Source organism: Serratia sp. AS12 (assembly GCF_000214195.1).
Taxonomy (GTDB): Bacteria; Pseudomonadota; Gammaproteobacteria; order Enterobacterales; family Enterobacteriaceae; genus Serratia; species Serratia plymuthica.
In genome coordinates, this window is record NC_015566.1 from 5,304,416 (window position 1) to 5,318,801 (window position 14,386).

17 protein-coding genes are annotated in these 14,386 nt (G+C 56.2%); 9 read left to right on the plus strand and 8 right to left on the minus strand.

Annotated elements, in window-relative coordinates; translation table 11 throughout:
- Positions 1 to 5 precede the first annotated feature (5 nt).
- Positions 6 to 629: a metalloregulator ArsR/SmtB family transcription factor gene (locus SERAS12_RS24495; protein ID WP_013815001.1), complete on the plus strand. Its 624-nt coding sequence runs from the start codon at positions 6 to 8 to the stop codon at positions 627 to 629.
- A 3-nt stretch (positions 630 to 632) separates the two neighbouring features.
- Positions 633 to 1,379 (plus strand): ferredoxin--NADP(+) reductase, encoded by a 747-nt coding sequence (gene fpr, locus SERAS12_RS24500; protein ID WP_004953210.1) that lies wholly within the window; start codon positions 633 to 635, stop codon positions 1,377 to 1,379.
- Between the two features lie 8 nt (positions 1,380 to 1,387).
- Here fpr and SERAS12_RS24505 read toward each other — a convergent pair whose 3' ends face one another.
- Positions 1,388 to 1,813 carry a DUF805 domain-containing protein gene (locus tag SERAS12_RS24505; RefSeq protein ID WP_013815002.1) on the minus strand — a complete coding sequence of 142 codons (426 nt, stop codon included), beginning with the start codon at positions 1,811 to 1,813 and terminating at the stop codon, positions 1,388 to 1,390.
- Between the two features lie 200 nt (positions 1,814 to 2,013).
- Between SERAS12_RS24505 and SERAS12_RS24510 the strand changes: the two genes are divergently transcribed.
- Together SERAS12_RS24510 and tpiA are read left to right on the plus strand one after the other, a co-directional pair.
- Positions 2,014 to 2,604 carry a DUF1454 family protein gene (locus SERAS12_RS24510; protein ID WP_013815003.1) on the plus strand — a complete coding sequence of 197 codons (591 nt, stop codon included), beginning with the start codon at positions 2,014 to 2,016 and terminating at the stop codon, positions 2,602 to 2,604.
- 127 nt (positions 2,605 to 2,731) lie between these two features.
- Positions 2,732 to 3,499: a triose-phosphate isomerase gene (tpiA, locus tag SERAS12_RS24515; protein WP_004953219.1), complete on the plus strand. Its 768-nt coding sequence runs from the start codon at positions 2,732 to 2,734 to the stop codon at positions 3,497 to 3,499.
- A gap of 65 nt (positions 3,500 to 3,564) precedes the next feature.
- Here tpiA and SERAS12_RS24520 read toward each other — a convergent pair whose 3' ends face one another.
- From SERAS12_RS24520 to cpxP, 4 genes are all read right to left on the minus strand, one after another.
- The gene (locus tag SERAS12_RS24520; RefSeq protein WP_004953224.1) at positions 3,565 to 4,554 is read right to left on the minus strand and encodes a sulfate ABC transporter substrate-binding protein; all 990 of its coding nucleotides are present in this window, start codon (positions 4,552 to 4,554) and stop codon (positions 3,565 to 3,567) included.
- 184 nt (positions 4,555 to 4,738) lie between these two features.
- Positions 4,739 to 5,701 (minus strand): 6-phosphofructokinase, encoded by a 963-nt coding sequence (gene pfkA / locus SERAS12_RS24525; RefSeq protein WP_004953227.1) that lies wholly within the window; start codon positions 5,699 to 5,701, stop codon positions 4,739 to 4,741.
- Positions 5,702 to 5,932: 231 nt separating this feature from the next.
- A complete protein-coding gene (fieF, locus tag SERAS12_RS24530; RefSeq protein WP_013815004.1) occupies positions 5,933 to 6,835 on the minus strand; it encodes a CDF family cation-efflux transporter FieF in 903 nt (300 codons plus the stop codon).
- Between the two features lie 116 nt (positions 6,836 to 6,951).
- The gene (gene cpxP, locus SERAS12_RS24535) at positions 6,952 to 7,446 is read right to left on the minus strand and encodes a cell-envelope stress modulator CpxP (protein ID WP_004953231.1); all 495 of its coding nucleotides are present in this window, start codon (positions 7,444 to 7,446) and stop codon (positions 6,952 to 6,954) included.
- A 148-nt stretch (positions 7,447 to 7,594) separates the two neighbouring features.
- On the opposite strand from cpxP, the gene cpxR reads away from it, so the two are divergent.
- The 5 genes from cpxR to SERAS12_RS24560 all read left to right on the plus strand — a co-directional run bounded on the left by cpxR (position 7,595) and on the right by SERAS12_RS24560 (position 11,815).
- Positions 7,595 to 8,293, plus strand: a complete 699-nt coding sequence (gene cpxR, locus SERAS12_RS24540) for an envelope stress response regulator transcription factor CpxR (protein WP_004953234.1) — start codon at positions 7,595 to 7,597, stop codon at positions 8,291 to 8,293.
- Complete coding sequence (cpxA, locus tag SERAS12_RS24545; protein WP_013815005.1) at positions 8,290 to 9,663, plus strand: envelope stress sensor histidine kinase CpxA; 1,374 nt, start codon at positions 8,290 to 8,292, stop codon at positions 9,661 to 9,663. The genes cpxR and cpxA overlap by 4 nt, the downstream gene beginning before the upstream one ends.
- A gap of 63 nt (positions 9,664 to 9,726) precedes the next feature.
- Positions 9,727 to 10,200: a tRNA (uridine(34)/cytosine(34)/5-carboxymethylaminomethyluridine(34)-2'-O)-methyltransferase TrmL gene (gene trmL, locus SERAS12_RS24550; protein WP_006317734.1), complete on the plus strand. Its 474-nt coding sequence runs from the start codon at positions 9,727 to 9,729 to the stop codon at positions 10,198 to 10,200.
- Positions 10,201 to 10,262: 62 nt separating this feature from the next.
- The gene (locus SERAS12_RS24555; protein WP_013815006.1) at positions 10,263 to 11,012 is read left to right on the plus strand and encodes a CHAD domain-containing protein; all 750 of its coding nucleotides are present in this window, start codon (positions 10,263 to 10,265) and stop codon (positions 11,010 to 11,012) included.
- Positions 11,013 to 11,143: 131 nt separating this feature from the next.
- Complete coding sequence (locus SERAS12_RS24560) at positions 11,144 to 11,815, plus strand: DUF3313 domain-containing protein (protein ID WP_004953244.1); 672 nt, start codon at positions 11,144 to 11,146, stop codon at positions 11,813 to 11,815.
- A 64-nt stretch (positions 11,816 to 11,879) separates the two neighbouring features.
- Here SERAS12_RS24560 and cysE read toward each other — a convergent pair whose 3' ends face one another.
- From cysE to secB, 3 genes are all read right to left on the minus strand, one after another.
- A complete protein-coding gene (gene cysE / locus SERAS12_RS24565) occupies positions 11,880 to 12,701 on the minus strand; it encodes a serine O-acetyltransferase (protein WP_013815007.1) in 822 nt (273 codons plus the stop codon).
- A 166-nt stretch (positions 12,702 to 12,867) separates the two neighbouring features.
- Positions 12,868 to 13,887 carry an NAD(P)H-dependent glycerol-3-phosphate dehydrogenase gene (gene gpsA / locus SERAS12_RS24570; RefSeq protein WP_013815008.1) on the minus strand — a complete coding sequence of 340 codons (1,020 nt, stop codon included), beginning with the start codon at positions 13,885 to 13,887 and terminating at the stop codon, positions 12,868 to 12,870.
- Positions 13,887 to 14,357, minus strand: coding sequence for a protein-export chaperone SecB (gene secB / locus SERAS12_RS24575; protein ID WP_004953255.1), 471 nt, complete (start codon positions 14,355 to 14,357; stop codon positions 13,887 to 13,889). Before secB ends, gpsA begins: the two co-directional genes overlap by 1 nt.
- Between the last annotated feature and the right edge of the window lie 29 nt (positions 14,358 to 14,386).

Below are 14,386 nucleotides of genomic sequence, written 5' to 3' on the forward strand. Positions count from 1 at the left end.
GGTTCATGAAAACACCAGAGCTGATTTTATTGCAGTTGAAAACCTTGGGGCCGCATTCCGCCAAAATGCTGGCTGAGCGTCTGGACATCACCCCAATGGGTATTCGTCAGCATCTGCAATCCCTGGAAAGACGTGAGCTGGTTTGTTACGAAGAGGCGCGTACCAAAGTAGGCCGCCCAACGCGTTACTGGTCGCTGACCCATCAAGGCCACGCTGAGTTCGCCGATTGCCACGATACGCTTGCCACGGCGTTACTGGAGTCTGCCCATCAGTTGTTTGGCGCCGAAGGTGTGGAACAGCTGATTAGCGAACGGGAAGAAAAGCTTTATCAGCGCTATGCCAAAGAGCTGTCGGAAGAACGCAGCCATCAGGGCAGACTCGCCCGGTTGGTGCGCCTGCGGCAGCACGATGGCTACATGGCCGAACTGTTCGAACATCCGCAGGGCATGCTGCTGGTGGAAAACCACTGCCCGATCGGCGTGGCGGCCACCGTCTGCAGCAACCTGTGCAACTCGGAACTGCGGCTGTTTCACCGCCTGTTTGGCCACGGCTACCGAATAGAACGCGCTGCGCATGCCATTTCCGGCTCACGACATTGCGCTTATTTGATTCGACCATTGGAGCTTTAGAGTATGGCTGACTGGGTTAATGGCAAGGTTACGCAGGTAGAGCAATGGACCGACGGGCTGTTCAGCATTACCGTCCATGCCCCTATTGATACCTTTACCGCCGGGCAATTTGCCAAACTGGCGCTGGAAGTTGACGGTGAGCGCGTGCAGCGCGCCTATTCCTACGTCAACGCGCCCAGCGATCCGAATCTGGAGTTTTACCTGGTCACCGTGCCGGAAGGCAAACTGAGCCCGCGGCTCAATCAATTGCGGCCGGGATCGGAAGTGATGGTGACCAAAGAGGCCGCCGGTTTCTTCGTGCTGGAAGAAGTGCCGGAATGCGACACCTTGTGGATGTTGGCGACCGGCACCGCTATCGGCCCTTACCTGTCCATCCTGCAGGAAGGCAAAGATCTGGAACGCTTCAAAAATTTGGTGCTGGTGCATGCCACCCGCTTTGCGCGCGATCTCAGCTACCTGCCGCTGATGCAGCAATTGCAGCAGCGCTACAACGGTAAGCTGCGCATTCAGACTGTCGTCAGCCGCGAAGACGCCGCAGGTTCACTGACCGGACGCGTGCCGGCGCTGATCGAAGACGGCCGGCTGGAAGCGGCGGTGGGGCTGCCCCTTGATGCCGAAACCTGCCACGTCATGCTGTGCGGTAACCCGCAGATGGTGCGAGATACCCAGCAGACGCTGAAGGATCAGCGGCAGATGCGCAAACACCTGCGCCGCAAGCCGGGCCATATGACCAGCGAGCATTACTGGTAACCGCAGGCTTATTTACTGCGGAACCTGACCGGCTCGGCTTCCGGGCCGAAACGGTTGTTCCCTGGGGTGCCGACAAAGGCGCCCAGATCAATCATCATCATCACGAGAATCAGCGTCGGGATAAAACGCCCGACGCCCCACTGCCAGATTGGCGCCAGCATCTGCCAATTGCCCGCCGCCAGCATCCACGCCAGAATCAACAGCAGCGCCCACCAGCCGGCCTTGTTGCGATCGTGCAGGCGCTTGATCAGCACCGCCGTGGTTGGCCACAGCAACGCAACGATAAAGAACGCTATCGACTGGATAGCCACCAGTTGGTAATTCGCCAGCGTAAAGGCGACGGCCATCAAGACCAGCCAGGCACCCATCCAAATCCAGAAGTCACGCCGCCCGATACGGCCCTTAAAAGAAAAACACCACTGCTGTAACGTCATCGATTCCTGTGCTCTTAGCCTGCCCATATTCTGTCGCGCAGTGTAACATAGGCGCCGCCGGGCAGAGATTTACGCCCTGCATTACGCGGAGTAACGCACAGCTTTCCTGTCAGCGAGCGATAATGGCGCGGGATCTTTGACAATCCCCCTCGGTTATCGCTTTAATCGGAGCCATCTTTGTTCTTGATGCCGTGTATGCCATGCTGAGAAAATCCATCGCCATCGCCTGCCTGTTGCTGGGTATCAGCAGTGCCTGGGCCGATCCACCGGATGCCGCCGCCAGTACGTCGCCCGCCGCACCTTACCTGCTGGCCGGTGCGCCGACGTTTGATCTGACGGTGGTAATATTCCGCGAAAAATACAACCGCGATAATCCAACGCTGCCGATCGGCGAATTTCGCGCCATTGCAACCGCAGAAGACGACTCGCCCCTGCTGACCCGTGCCGCCAGCAAGCTGAATGAAAACCTCTATGCCTCCACCGCGCTGGAAAAAGGCACCGGTAAAATCAAAACGCTGCAGATCACTCACCTGCCGCTGCAACAAAGCAGCGAAGAAAAGGCCGCCCGCAGCATTGCCGTCAGCTACATGGCCGCGCTGATGCGCCAATTTGAACCGGCGTTGACGGTGGAGCAAAGCCTGGCGAAAGTGGCCAGCCTGTTGGAAAAGGGCAAAGGCTCACGCTTCTACCAACAGCAGGTCGGCGCGATCCGCTACGTGGTATCGGACAACGGCGATAAAGGGATAACTTTCGCTGTTGAACCGGTTAAGCTGACGCTATCCGAGCCTTAACAGCACGGTATTTAATGACGAAAAGCAAAGCCTTCGCGCTTAATCATCTCTATACTGTTGGGCAGGTAAACTGCCGGTCCGGCAGTGGTTATTTCGACTCTCGCGTTCCCTTGTTGGAGGAAAAAACATGCGTCATCCATTAGTTATGGGTAACTGGAAGCTTAACGGCAGCACTCACATGGTTAACGAACTCATTGCCGCTCTGCGCAATGAACTGAGCAGCGTTGACGGTTGTGGCGTGGCTATCGCACCGCCGGTGATGTACCTGGATCAGGCCAAGCACGCTCTGGCCGGCAGCCGCATTGCTCTGGGCGCTCAAAATGTAGACGTGAACCTGTCCGGTGCATTCACCGGCGAAGTTTCCGCTGACATGCTGAAAGATGTAGGCGCGCAATACATCATCATCGGCCACTCCGAACGTCGCACTTACCACAAAGAAACCGACGCTGCGATCGCCGAAAAATTTGCCGTGCTGAAAGCGGCTGGTCTGATCCCGGTGCTGTGCATCGGTGAAACCGATGCAGAAAACGAAGCGGGTAAAACCGAAGAAGTTTGCGCACGCCAGATCGACGCCGTGCTGAAAACCCAGGGCGCGGAAGCGTTCAAAGGTACCGTTATCGCTTATGAGCCAGTTTGGGCCATCGGTACCGGCAAATCAGCTACTCCTGCGCAGGCACAGGCAGTACACAAATTTATCCGCGATCACATCGCCAAGCAGGACGCAGCCGTAGCTGCAGAAGTGATTATCCAGTACGGCGGCTCTGTGAACGATAAGAATGCTGCCGAGCTGTTCACCCAGCCGGACATCGACGGCGCGCTGGTTGGCGGCGCATCACTGAAAGCTGACGCTTTCGCCGTGATCGTCAAAGCCGCTGCAGCCGCTAAAAAAGCCTGATTTCATTCGGCTCATAAATAAAAAACCCCGGCATGCCGGGGTTTTTTATTGCCGTCACAAAAACATCAGCGCTTGCTGATCTCGTCGAACACGCCGCCGGTAGCAAAGTGCACCTTCTGCGCTTCGGTCCAGCCGCCGAAGGTATCATCCACGGTGAACAGCTTCAGTTTCGGGAACTGGTCGGCAAACTTGGCCGCCACTGCCGCATCACGCGGGCGATAGTAGTTTTTCGCCGCGATAGTCTGTCCTTCCGGCGTATACAGATACTTCAGGTAAGCCGTAGCCACATCGCGAGTGCCGCGCTTATCGACCACTTTATCTACCACTGAGACAGTCGGCTCAGCCAGAATCGATTCGCTCGGGGTAATAATTTCAAACTTGTCTTTGCCCAGCTCTTTTTCCGCCAACAACGCTTCGTTTTCCCAGGCAATCAGCACGTCGCCGATACCGCGTTCAACGAAGGTATTGGTTGAGCCACGCGCACCGGAATCCAGCACTTCAACGTTTTTATACAGGTTCTTCACGAACTCCTGCGCCTTGGCTTTATCGTTATTGTTGTGGTGCAGCGCGTAACCCCAGGCAGCCAGATAGTTCCAGCGAGCACCACCGGAGGTTTTCGGATTCGGTGTAATCACCGACACACCCGGTTTAATCAAATCGGCCCAGTCGTGAATTTGTTTTGGGTTGCCTTTGCGCACCAGGAACACAATGGTCGAGGTATAAGGCGCGGAGTTGTCCGGCAGACGTTTGATCCAGTCTTTGTCGATGCGCCCACGTTCGGCGATAGCATCCACATCATAGGCCAGCGCCAGTGTTACCACGTCGGCCTCAATACCGTTAATCACCGAGGTGGCCTGCTTGCCGGAACCGCCATGCGACTGACGCACAGTCACTTTATCGCCGGTTTGCTGCTGCCAGTACTTACCGAATGCGGTGTTATATTCCTGATAGAACTCACGCGTCGGGTCGTACGAAACGTTCAGCAGTTGGATATCTTTCGCCATGGCACCGGACGCCAGCAGCATTATTGTCAGACCTACACCCCATTTACGCATCGACTCGTTCTCCCAGGAAAATAATCGCAACCTCAATCGGTTGATTTAGCATCAGAGCCTGCCAGAAACTCTCTCACCAATTAAAGAATTAAAAATTTTGGGCTAGACGATTATGGAATATAAACGCGCCGGACAAAAAAAAGCCCCCGCATGCGGAGGCTGTGACTGCTGGGCTGGGCGGGGATCAGTACAGTTTTTTCGCCGTATCCAACCAGTCGCCCTTAAACGGACGCTTCATATTTTCGATCGCATCGATGATGTCGTGGTGCACCATCTTCTCGTTCTGGATACCGACGCAACGGCCACCGTAGCCCTGCAACAGCAGTTCGATGGCGTAAGCGCCCATGCGGGAAGCCAGAATACGATCGTAAGCCACCGGCGAACCGCCGCGCTGAATATGCCCCAGCACGGTAGCACGGGTTTCGCGCTTGGTTTCTTGTTCGATATGGCGCGCCAGTTCATCGATATCGCAGATGTGCTCGGTGATCGCCACGATCGCGTGTTTTTTGCCTTTGGCGATGCCGGCCTTGATTTCACAGACCAGGTCTTCGCGGTTGAATTCGGTTTCAGGCAACACGATGAATTCACAGCCACCGGCGATGGCCGCAGCCAGCGTCAGATCGCCGCAATAACGTCCCATCACTTCAACGATGGAAATACGCTGATGCGAAGATGAGGTGTCGCGCAGACGGTCAATCGCTTCAACCACGGTTTCAAGCGCGGTGAAGAAACCGATGGTGTAGTCGGTACCGGCCACGTCGTTATCAATGGTGCCCGGCAGGCCGATACAAGGGAAACCCTCTTCCGTCAGGCGCTTGGCCCCCATATAGGAACCGTCGCCGCCGATCACCACCAGCGCATCGATACCGCGGTTTTTCAGGTTTTCAATCGCCTTGGCACGTACGCTGTCGTCTCTGAACTCAGGGAAACGCGCTGAACCAAGGAAAGTACCACCGCGGTTGATCATATCGGACACGCTATAGCGGTCCAACCGTTCCATGCGATCTTCGTACAAACCAAGGTAGCCATCGTAAATACCAAAAACTTCCAGACCTTCCGAAAGCGCGGCACGCACAACGCCACGGATCGCAGCATTCATACCCGGCGAATCACCGCCACTCGTCAGTACACCGATTTTCTTGATCATGACTACCTCTGAACTGTAGATGCAATTTCTTAAGAATTCTGTATTCGCCGATTGCCTTGGAACCTCTCCGGCTGCAGAAAACCAGCGTTACGGCTTTATTGCTGGATATTATAACAAAAACACCCAGCTGAATTGATTCAAGTCACGCAATATTACGGTAAAAAATCGACATGGCACGCTGAGCTAACTCGTTATTCGCCTGCCGTACTTATCCTGACCGCCCTGCATGAATTATAGCTCCCAATGCCCCTGCCGGCCCGATGGCACCACGGAACAAGGGTCCTGGTGGATGAGGACATCCGCCCCCGGAAAACGATGCAACAGCGCCTGCTCCACCTGCTCGGCCAGAATATGCGCCTGCATCAGCGGCAACGCATCATCCATTTCCAGATGCAACTGGATAAAACGCGTCGGGCCGGACTGCCGTGTGCGCAGATCGTGCGCGCCTTTCACCCCCGGCCAGGAAGAGATTACGTCGATAATCGCCTGGCGCTCGTCATCCGGTAATGCCCTGTCCAACAGCGATTGTACCGCTTCATAGCCCATCCGCAGCGCGCTATAGAGAATGTAGACACCAATTCCCAATGCAAACAGCGCATCTGCCCGCTGAAAACCGTACCAGCTTAGCCCAAGCGCAATAAGAATAGCACCATTCATCATGACATCTGACTGATAATGAAGCATATCTGCTCGTACGGCCTGACTGCGAGTTTTTCTTACCACCCAACGCTGATAGGTGACCAGGATCAGGGTGCTGACTAGCGCAACGATTGTCACGGCAATACCGATGCCGGGATCACGCAAGGTGTCCGGCGAATACAGATGCTGAAAACCGGTCAGAAACAGAAAAAGCGCCGAGCCGGAAATAAACATGCTTTGCGCCAGCGCCGCCAGCGACTCCGCCTTACCATGCCCGAAGGTATGTTCCTCATCGGCCGGTTGCAACGAGTAGCGCACCACCAGCAGGTTAGTCAGCGACGCGGCAACATCCACCAGGGAATCCACCAGCGCAGCCAGCAGGCTCACCGAACCGGTGCGATACCAGGCGACAATTTTTATCAGTAACAGCGTGGAGGCCAACACGGTGGCAGCTAACGCGGCGGACTTCACCAGACGCGCATATTGCGGTTCCATAACCCACCTTGGGTAAAACATGAGAGGGTCAGTATAACGGAATGACGGGCAAAAAAAGCCCCGCCATCATGGCGGGGAAGACAGGGATGGTGTCTATGGCAAGGAAAAACAGGGGACTACTCAGTCATACTCAACTTCTGGGCAGAAGTTTGCTGCAAACCAGAAATTTGTTGCTCCATCTGCTGCATTCGCTGCTGATGTTTCTGGTCTAAAACGCTTTTTTGCTGTGGCGTCAGCAGGTTATACATTTGATTACGCACCCGGGCCATTTCGACCTGGCGCTTAACCTGTTGCTGGGCCATTGTTTCCGCCTGAGCATACACGGCGGCTTCATCAAATTTGTCTGCGGTCACCAGTTTATGCATGGCTTCCATTTCAGCTACATTGACACCAGGCAGATCGTGGCGAGCCTGGCGCATTAAATCGCGCATTTGCTGACGCTGCTGCTCAGTCAGGCTGACACCGTCAAACATGTGGTGCTGGCCAGGGACTCTGGTTATCGCATCATTTCCGGGAGTCGGTGCAGTTTCCGAAGTAGTGTCAGCAGCAAACGCAGCGGTAGAACCTATTGCCAGCATTGATGCCATAACTAATGCGGTTACCTTACGCATTCTAACTCCTCGTTCTTTCTCACTTTGCGAATCAACGAGGAGCAGTGTACTGCTGCACCTGCAAACATGCGTCAGTGCATGTAAAACTACGTAAAGTCATGGAATGCCAACAGTTGATGACGTATTTTGCGTCAGGAGGTAAAACATAATGAATAAAATTCTGTTAGTTGACGACGACCGCGAGCTGACCTCGCTGTTAAAAGAACTGCTTGAAATGGAAGGTTTTACTATCGTCGTTGCTTACGATGGCGAACAGGCGTTGTCGCTGCTCGACAGCTCCATCGATCTGCTGCTGCTCGATATCATGATGCCGAAGAAAAACGGTATCGATACCTTGAAAGAATTGCGTCAGCATCACCAGACGCCGGTTATTATGTTGACCGCCCGCGGCAGCGAACTGGATCGCGTGCTGGGCCTGGAACTGGGTGCCGATGACTACCTGCCGAAACCCTTTAACGATCGTGAACTGGTGGCGCGTATCCGCGCCATCCTGCGCCGTTCCAACTGGAGCGAACAGCAGCAAAATGTCGATACCGGCGCACCGACGCTGGACGTTGACGGCCTGCAGCTCAATCCGGGCCGCCAGGAGGCCAGCTTTGACGGCCAAACGCTGGATCTCACCGGCACCGAATTTACCCTGTTGTACCTGCTGGCGCAGCACCTTGGCCAGGTCGTGTCGCGTGAGCTGCTGAGCCAGGAAGTGCTGGGCAAGCGCCTGACGCCATTCGATCGCGCCATCGACATGCATATCTCCAACCTGCGACGTAAGCTGCCGAACCGCAAAGACGGCCATCCGTGGTTCAAGACCCTGCGCGGCCGGGGTTATTTAATGGTATCTGCAACATGATCAACAGTTTGACGGCACGTATCTTCGCCATTTTTTGGTTCACATTGGCCCTGGTGCTGATGCTGGTGTTGATGGTGCCCAAGCTCGACTCCCGCCAAATGACCTCCCTGCTGGACAGCGAGCAGCGGCAGGGGTTAATGCTGGAACAACACGTCGAGGCCGAGTTGCAAAACGATCCGGCCAACGACCTGATGTGGTGGCGGCGCTTATTTCGCGCCATTGAAAAATGGGCCCCGCCAGGGCAGCGCCTGCTTCTGGTCACCAGCGAAGGCCGCGTGATTGGTAACATGCAGCGCAACGAAATGCAGCTGGTGCGTAACTTTATCGGCCAGTCTGATAACTCTGATCATCCGAAGAAGAAAAAATACGGTCGCGTCGAACTGGTCGGCCCGTTCTCCGTGCGCGATGGCGAGGACAACTACCAGTTATATCTCATTCGTCCCGCCAACAGCCCACAATCCGATTTTATCAACCTGATGTTCGACCGGCCGCTGCTGCTGCTGATCGTCACCATGCTGATCAGCGCCCCCTTACTGTTGTGGCTGGCCTGGAGCCTGGCAAAACCGGCGCGTAAGTTGAAAAACGCCGCCGATGACGTCGCCCGCGGCAACCTGAAACAACATCCGGAGCTGGAATCTGGGCCGCAAGAATTTCTGGCCACCGGTGCCAGCTTCAACCAGATGGTGAGTGCGCTGGAGCGCATGATGACCGCCCAGCAGCGGCTAATCTCCGACATCTCGCATGAACTGCGCACACCGCTCACCCGCCTGCAGTTGGCTACCGCGCTAATGCGCCGTCGTCACGGCGAAGGCCATGAACTGGCGCGCATCGAAACCGAGGCGCAACGTCTGGACTCGATGATCAACGATCTGCTGGTGCTGTCGCGCGGGCAGCAAAAAAGCGAGTTGGCACGTGAGCGGCTGCTGGCCAACGAACTCTGGGCCGACGTGCTGGATGACGCCGGATTCGAAGCCGAGCAAATGGGCAAACACCTGGAAGTCAGCGCCCCTCCAGGCCCTTGGGCGCTATTCGGCAACGCCAGCGCATTAGACAGCGCGCTGGAAAACATCGTGCGTAACGCCCTGCGCTATTCAAACACGCGTATTGCCGTAGCGTTTAGCGCCGACAGTCAGGGCATCACTATTGTGGTCGACGACGACGGTCCTGGTGTCAGCGAGGAAGATCGCGAGCAGATTTTCCGGCCGTTCTACCGTACCGACGAAGCACGCGATCGCGCATCGGGCGGCACCGGTCTGGGCCTGGCGATCGTTGAGGCGGCGGTCAATCAACACCGCGGCTGGGTGAAGGCGGAAGACAGCCCGCTCGGCGGCCTGCGGCTGGTGCTGTGGCTACCTCTGCACCAGCGTTGATCGCCTAAGACAGATCGGCAAGATTTTGTTATTCTGCGCCCCTCTTCATGAGGGGCCTTTTACATGCTGAACATCGTTTTATTTGAACCTGAAATTCCACCCAATACCGGCAATATTATCCGTCTGTGCGCCAATACCGGCTTCCAGTTACACCTGATAGAACCGATGGGTTTTCCGTGGGATGACAAACGGCTGCGCCGCGCCGGGCTGGATTATCATGAATTCGCCAATATCCGGCGTCACGCCGATTACGCCGCCTTTATCGCCAGCGAAAACCCGCAGCGGCTGTTTGCCCTGACCACCAAAGGTACCCCAGCACACAGCGCGGTCAGCTATCAGGCCGGCGACTACCTGCTGTTTGGGCCGGAAACGCGCGGCTTGCCCGCCGAGATCCTCGAGGCCTTGCCTGCACAACAGAAAATCCGCATACCCATGCAGGCGCAAAGCCGCAGCATGAACCTGTCGAACGCCGTCGCGGTGGTGGTGTACGAAGCCTGGCGGCAGTTGGACTATGCCGGTGCACTGATTAAGCCTTAAGCGGTGACAACCCGCCCTGCGGGGAGGATAATCTGAACAGATCACCTCTCCGGGGACATCGCATGGCTTTCACCGAGAGTATTATCGCCCACTTCCGCAGGCTCGAGAACGCGCTGAATCAGGCGCTGTCGCGTTTACAGGACACGACGGACACTGAGGCTCTGCACGACGTACGCATCAACCTAAGGCGTATCAGGAGCTTGCTGAGGCCATTGCGCGGCACACCCGGCGTCGCACAACTCGACAACGCCGCCGCCAGCCTGGGAAAACTCACCACGCCGATACGCGATTTGGAAGTGCTGATCGCCGAGCTGGCGCGACATCCGCTAGAGTGGCAGACCAACGTCCGCAAAACCGAATTGCAAAGCCGCAACCTCACCCTTGCGTCACATCCCTTGCTGTTCCGCTTCCCCAACTTGCTGCATGACTGGCCAAAAAGCTTCCATAAATCCAAATGCCGACACACAAAACGCCGCGTTGCCCATCGCCTGTCCCGGCAGGTGAAACAGCTGCGTCTGGCGCTGGCCGACGGGCACTACGATCGCCACCGGCTGCGCCTGCTGATCAAGCGGGTACGCTATGTTACCGATGCCTACCCACAGTTCTCGCTTATCACACCGGAAGCCGCCGCCAGCCTGAAAGTGGCGCAAAACGCACTGGGCGACTGGCACGATCGTTTTGTCTGGTGCCGACAAGCCGAAAATCAGCAAGATCTCTGGCCGCTGCTGCCAGAATGGCAAAAAGCTCAGGAAACGACGCTGGAGAGGGCTGAAGCTGCATTGCTTGCGCTTTCACGTGCGCTCAACCTCTAAAACCCGCGACGCATCACGATCCTGACAAAGTATGTAAAGACAGTGCACGTCTGGCCCCAAAACATTCGCTGCAATAGAGGATAATGAGCTATGTTTTGTAAGGGTAATAGACATTCATCATAGGAAATCGTATGAAAAAAAAACGCTTGAGCGTTGCCATGGCGGTGCTGGCAACAGGCCTGTTGTTGGCGGGCTGTTCGTCTAAAGTAGCAAATAAGCAGCAGTATTCAGGTTTTCTGAGCGATTACAGCAAGCTGCAGGAAACCGAATCGGCCACCGGCCATAAAACGCTGCGTTGGATCGATCCTACCTTTAAAGAATCCAATTACCGGGGCGTCTATTTTTCTCCTGTGACCTATTACCCGGCGGCCAAACCGACGGCACGCGTCAACCAGGATACGCTGAACAAAATCAAAGACTACGCCAATCAGCGAATCAACGCCGCACTGAGCGAGCGAATGACCGTGCTGCAAAGCCCGTCAGGATCGCGCGTGCTGCTCGCCAAAGTGGCGATCACCGCCGTGTCGGCTGAAAATGAAGATCTGAAGTTCTATGAAGTCACCCCGGTTACCGCAGTGATCGCCAGCACCATGGCCGCCAGCGGGCACCGCACGCAAAACACCACGCTGTTCCTCGAAGCGCAACTGATCGATCAGGATACCGGCAAAACGGTGATGGAAGTGGTGCGTAAGGGCTATGGCAAGACCGTCAGCAATGACTCCGCGCCGGTGACGGCGAACGAGGTCAAAGCGGCTATCGATAGCATGGTTACCGATATCGTGAAATTCCCGAAACAGGGTTAATTCTCTGCCGGAAAACATCGGGGGAGCCAAAAGCTCCCCCGATGTTATGCATCAGCAAACCGGTTTAAATGCCGTCGCCGAACTCAAAACCCTGATTAGTGCCGTTGAAGTACTGATCCATGTCCATCGAAGGCGTATCGCTTTCCGGCCGGCCGACGATGCGCGCCGGCACCCCGGCGGCGGTGGTATGCGGCGGTATCGATTGCAACACTACCGAGCCGGCACCGATTTTTGCGCCTTTGCCCACCTCGATATTGCCAAGAATTTTAGCCCCGGCACCAATCATTACGCCTTCTCGGATCTTCGGATGACGATCGCCGCTGGTTTTGCCGGTACCGCCAAGGGTGACCGACTGCAGGATGGACACGTCGTTTTCTACTACTGCGGTTTCACCAATAACGATGCCGGTGGCATGGTCGAGCATAATACCGCAGCCGATGGTAGCCGCTGGGTGGATATCCACGCCAAAGGCAACCGAAATCTGATTCTGCAGGTAAATCGCCAATGCCTGACGCCCCTGCAACCACAGCCAGTGGCCGATACGGTAAGCCTGCAGCGCATGGAAACCTTTCAGATACAGCAGCGGCGTCGAGTATTTATCTACCGCCGGGTCGCGCAGGCGCACCGCCAGGATATCGCGCGCAGCCGAGACGATCATCTGCTTATCGGCAAGGTAGGCGTCTTGCACCACTTCACGTACCGCGATAGCCGGCATAATCGGGTTTGCCAGCTTGTTTGCCAGAATATAGCTGAGCGCACTGCCCAGGTTTTCATGCTTGAGCAATGTCGCATGGAAAAAGCTAGCCAGCATCGGTTCACACTCAGCCAGCTCTCTCGCTTCTGATTTGATGCTCTTCCAGACCTGCTCTAACTCTTCTGACGACATCAGGTTCCTCTCCACCTTGCAAAACAGGCTGCCTCACCGCATCACGGTCAGGCAGCCCAAATCAATTGCCGGGGTCAGCTTGCTGCCCCGCCTATCGGTTTTATACTTGTCACCCTTCAAGCCGCAGCACCGTTGGCTGCAACCTGAAATCCCCAGGGTATGGGGATTAGACGCTGTGCTTTTCGTCTTTTCTGGTGCGCCCTAACAGGCTCAACGCGGCTTCCCGGGCATTTTTATGGCAGTACAGCACCTGGTAAATCTGTTCGGTAATCGGCATTTCCACACCGTGTCGCTGCGCCAGCGCCAACACCTCTTTGGTATTGCGATAGCCTTCAACCACCTGACCGATACTGTCTTGCGCTTCTTGCACGCCTTTTCCCTGCCCCAGCATAATACCGAAACGGCGGTTGCGCGATTGATTATCGGTGCAGGTCAGCACCAGATCACCCAAACCGGCCATGCCCATGAAGGTCGAGGGATCGGCACCCAACGCCGAGCCGAGGCGGCTCATTTCCGCCAGACCACGGGTAATCAATGCAGTACGCGCATTGGCGCCAAAGCCGATACCGTCTGACATCCCGGCGCCGATGGCGATCACGTTCTTCACCGCCCCCCCCAACTGCACGCCGATAAAATCGGGGTTGCTGTAAACGCGGAAGCTTTTACCGCAATGCAGCAGCTGTTGCAGATCTTCAGCGAACTGAGTATCAGTGGAGGCCAGCGCAATCGCGGTCGGCAGCCCGGCGGCCAGCTCTTTGGCAAAGGTTGGCCCTGAGACCACCGCCAGCGGGATATCATCGCCCAGCGCTTCGCGCGCTACGTCCTGCAGCAGCCGGCCGGTCTCCGCTTCCAACCCTTTGGTCGCCCACACGATGCGGGCATCCGGGCGCAGATGCGGCTTTAGCTGGCGCAATACGTCACCGAACACATGGCTTGGCACTACCACCAGCACATCGCGACTGGCAGCCAGCGCACGTGCCAGATCGGCTTCGAGCAGCAGCGTATCGGGGAAGGCAACGTCGGGAAGAAATGCCTGATTGCAGCGGTCACGCTGCAATTTTTGAATTTGCTCTGGGTTATGCCCCCACAGCACCACGGGGTGGCCGTTACGCGCCAGCGTAATGGCTAATGCGGTGCCGTACGAGCCGGCACCGATAACGGTCATTGAAGCATTGACGGTGTTCATCAGGCATCCTGATGTGGTGCGGCACCTTCGCCTTCCGCCTGCTGTTGCAGATAGTTCATGAACAGCGCGTCGAAGTTAACCGGGGCCAGGTTCAGTTGCGGGAATGTGCCGCGAGAAACCAGGCTGGTGATGCACTCACGCGCATACGGGAACAGAATGTTCGGGCAGTATGCACCCAGGCAATGCGCCAGCTGCGTGCCGTCGATGCCTGCAACGGAGAAAATGCCCGCCTGCTGCACTTCACACAGGAACGCAGTTTCTTCGCCCAGAGACGCAGTCACGGTTACGCGCAGTACAACTTCATACACTTCGTCAGCCAACTGGCTGGAAGCGGTATCTAGATCCAGTTTAACTTCTGGCTGCCATTCCTGCTGGAAAACCTGCGGAGCGTTTGGCGCTTCGAAGGAGATATCCTTGGTGTAAATGCGCTGAATCTGGAAAGCCATCTCTGTGCTGTTTTGTTCTGACATGTGTGTAATACCCTTGGTTAAACGTCCTT

Coding starts and splice junctions, on each gene's coding strand:
- cpxA (WP_013815005.1), top strand. CDS start 8,290: ATGATCAACAGTTTGACGGCACGTATCTTCGCCATTTTTTGGTTCACA.
- cpxR (WP_004953234.1), top strand. CDS start 7,595: ATGAATAAAATTCTGTTAGTTGACGACGACCGCGAGCTGACCTCGCTG.
- SERAS12_RS24510 (WP_013815003.1), top strand. CDS start 2,014: ATGCTGAGAAAATCCATCGCCATCGCCTGCCTGTTGCTGGGTATCAGC.
- pfkA (WP_004953227.1), bottom strand. CDS start 5,701: ATGATCAAGAAAATCGGTGTACTGACGAGTGGCGGTGATTCGCCGGGT.
- SERAS12_RS24560 (WP_004953244.1), top strand. CDS start 11,144: ATGAAAAAAAAACGCTTGAGCGTTGCCATGGCGGTGCTGGCAACAGGC.
- fieF (WP_013815004.1), bottom strand. CDS start 6,835: ATGGAACCGCAATATGCGCGTCTGGTGAAGTCCGCCGCGTTAGCTGCC.
- cysE (WP_013815007.1), bottom strand. CDS start 12,701: ATGTCGTCAGAAGAGTTAGAGCAGGTCTGGAAGAGCATCAAATCAGAA.
- SERAS12_RS24555 (WP_013815006.1), top strand. CDS start 10,263: ATGGCTTTCACCGAGAGTATTATCGCCCACTTCCGCAGGCTCGAGAAC.
- trmL (WP_006317734.1), top strand. CDS start 9,727: ATGCTGAACATCGTTTTATTTGAACCTGAAATTCCACCCAATACCGGC.
- cpxP (WP_004953231.1), bottom strand. CDS start 7,446: ATGCGTAAGGTAACCGCATTAGTTATGGCATCAATGCTGGCAATAGGT.
- fpr (WP_004953210.1), top strand. CDS start 633: ATGGCTGACTGGGTTAATGGCAAGGTTACGCAGGTAGAGCAATGGACC.
- SERAS12_RS24520 (WP_004953224.1), bottom strand. CDS start 4,554: ATGCGTAAATGGGGTGTAGGTCTGACAATAATGCTGCTGGCGTCCGGT.
- secB (WP_004953255.1), bottom strand. CDS start 14,357: ATGTCAGAACAAAACAGCACAGAGATGGCTTTCCAGATTCAGCGCATT.
- gpsA (WP_013815008.1), bottom strand. CDS start 13,887: ATGAACACCGTCAATGCTTCAATGACCGTTATCGGTGCCGGCTCGTAC.
- tpiA (WP_004953219.1), top strand. CDS start 2,732: ATGCGTCATCCATTAGTTATGGGTAACTGGAAGCTTAACGGCAGCACT.
- SERAS12_RS24495 (WP_013815001.1), top strand. CDS start 6: ATGAAAACACCAGAGCTGATTTTATTGCAGTTGAAAACCTTGGGGCCG.
- SERAS12_RS24505 (WP_013815002.1), bottom strand. CDS start 1,813: ATGACGTTACAGCAGTGGTGTTTTTCTTTTAAGGGCCGTATCGGGCGG.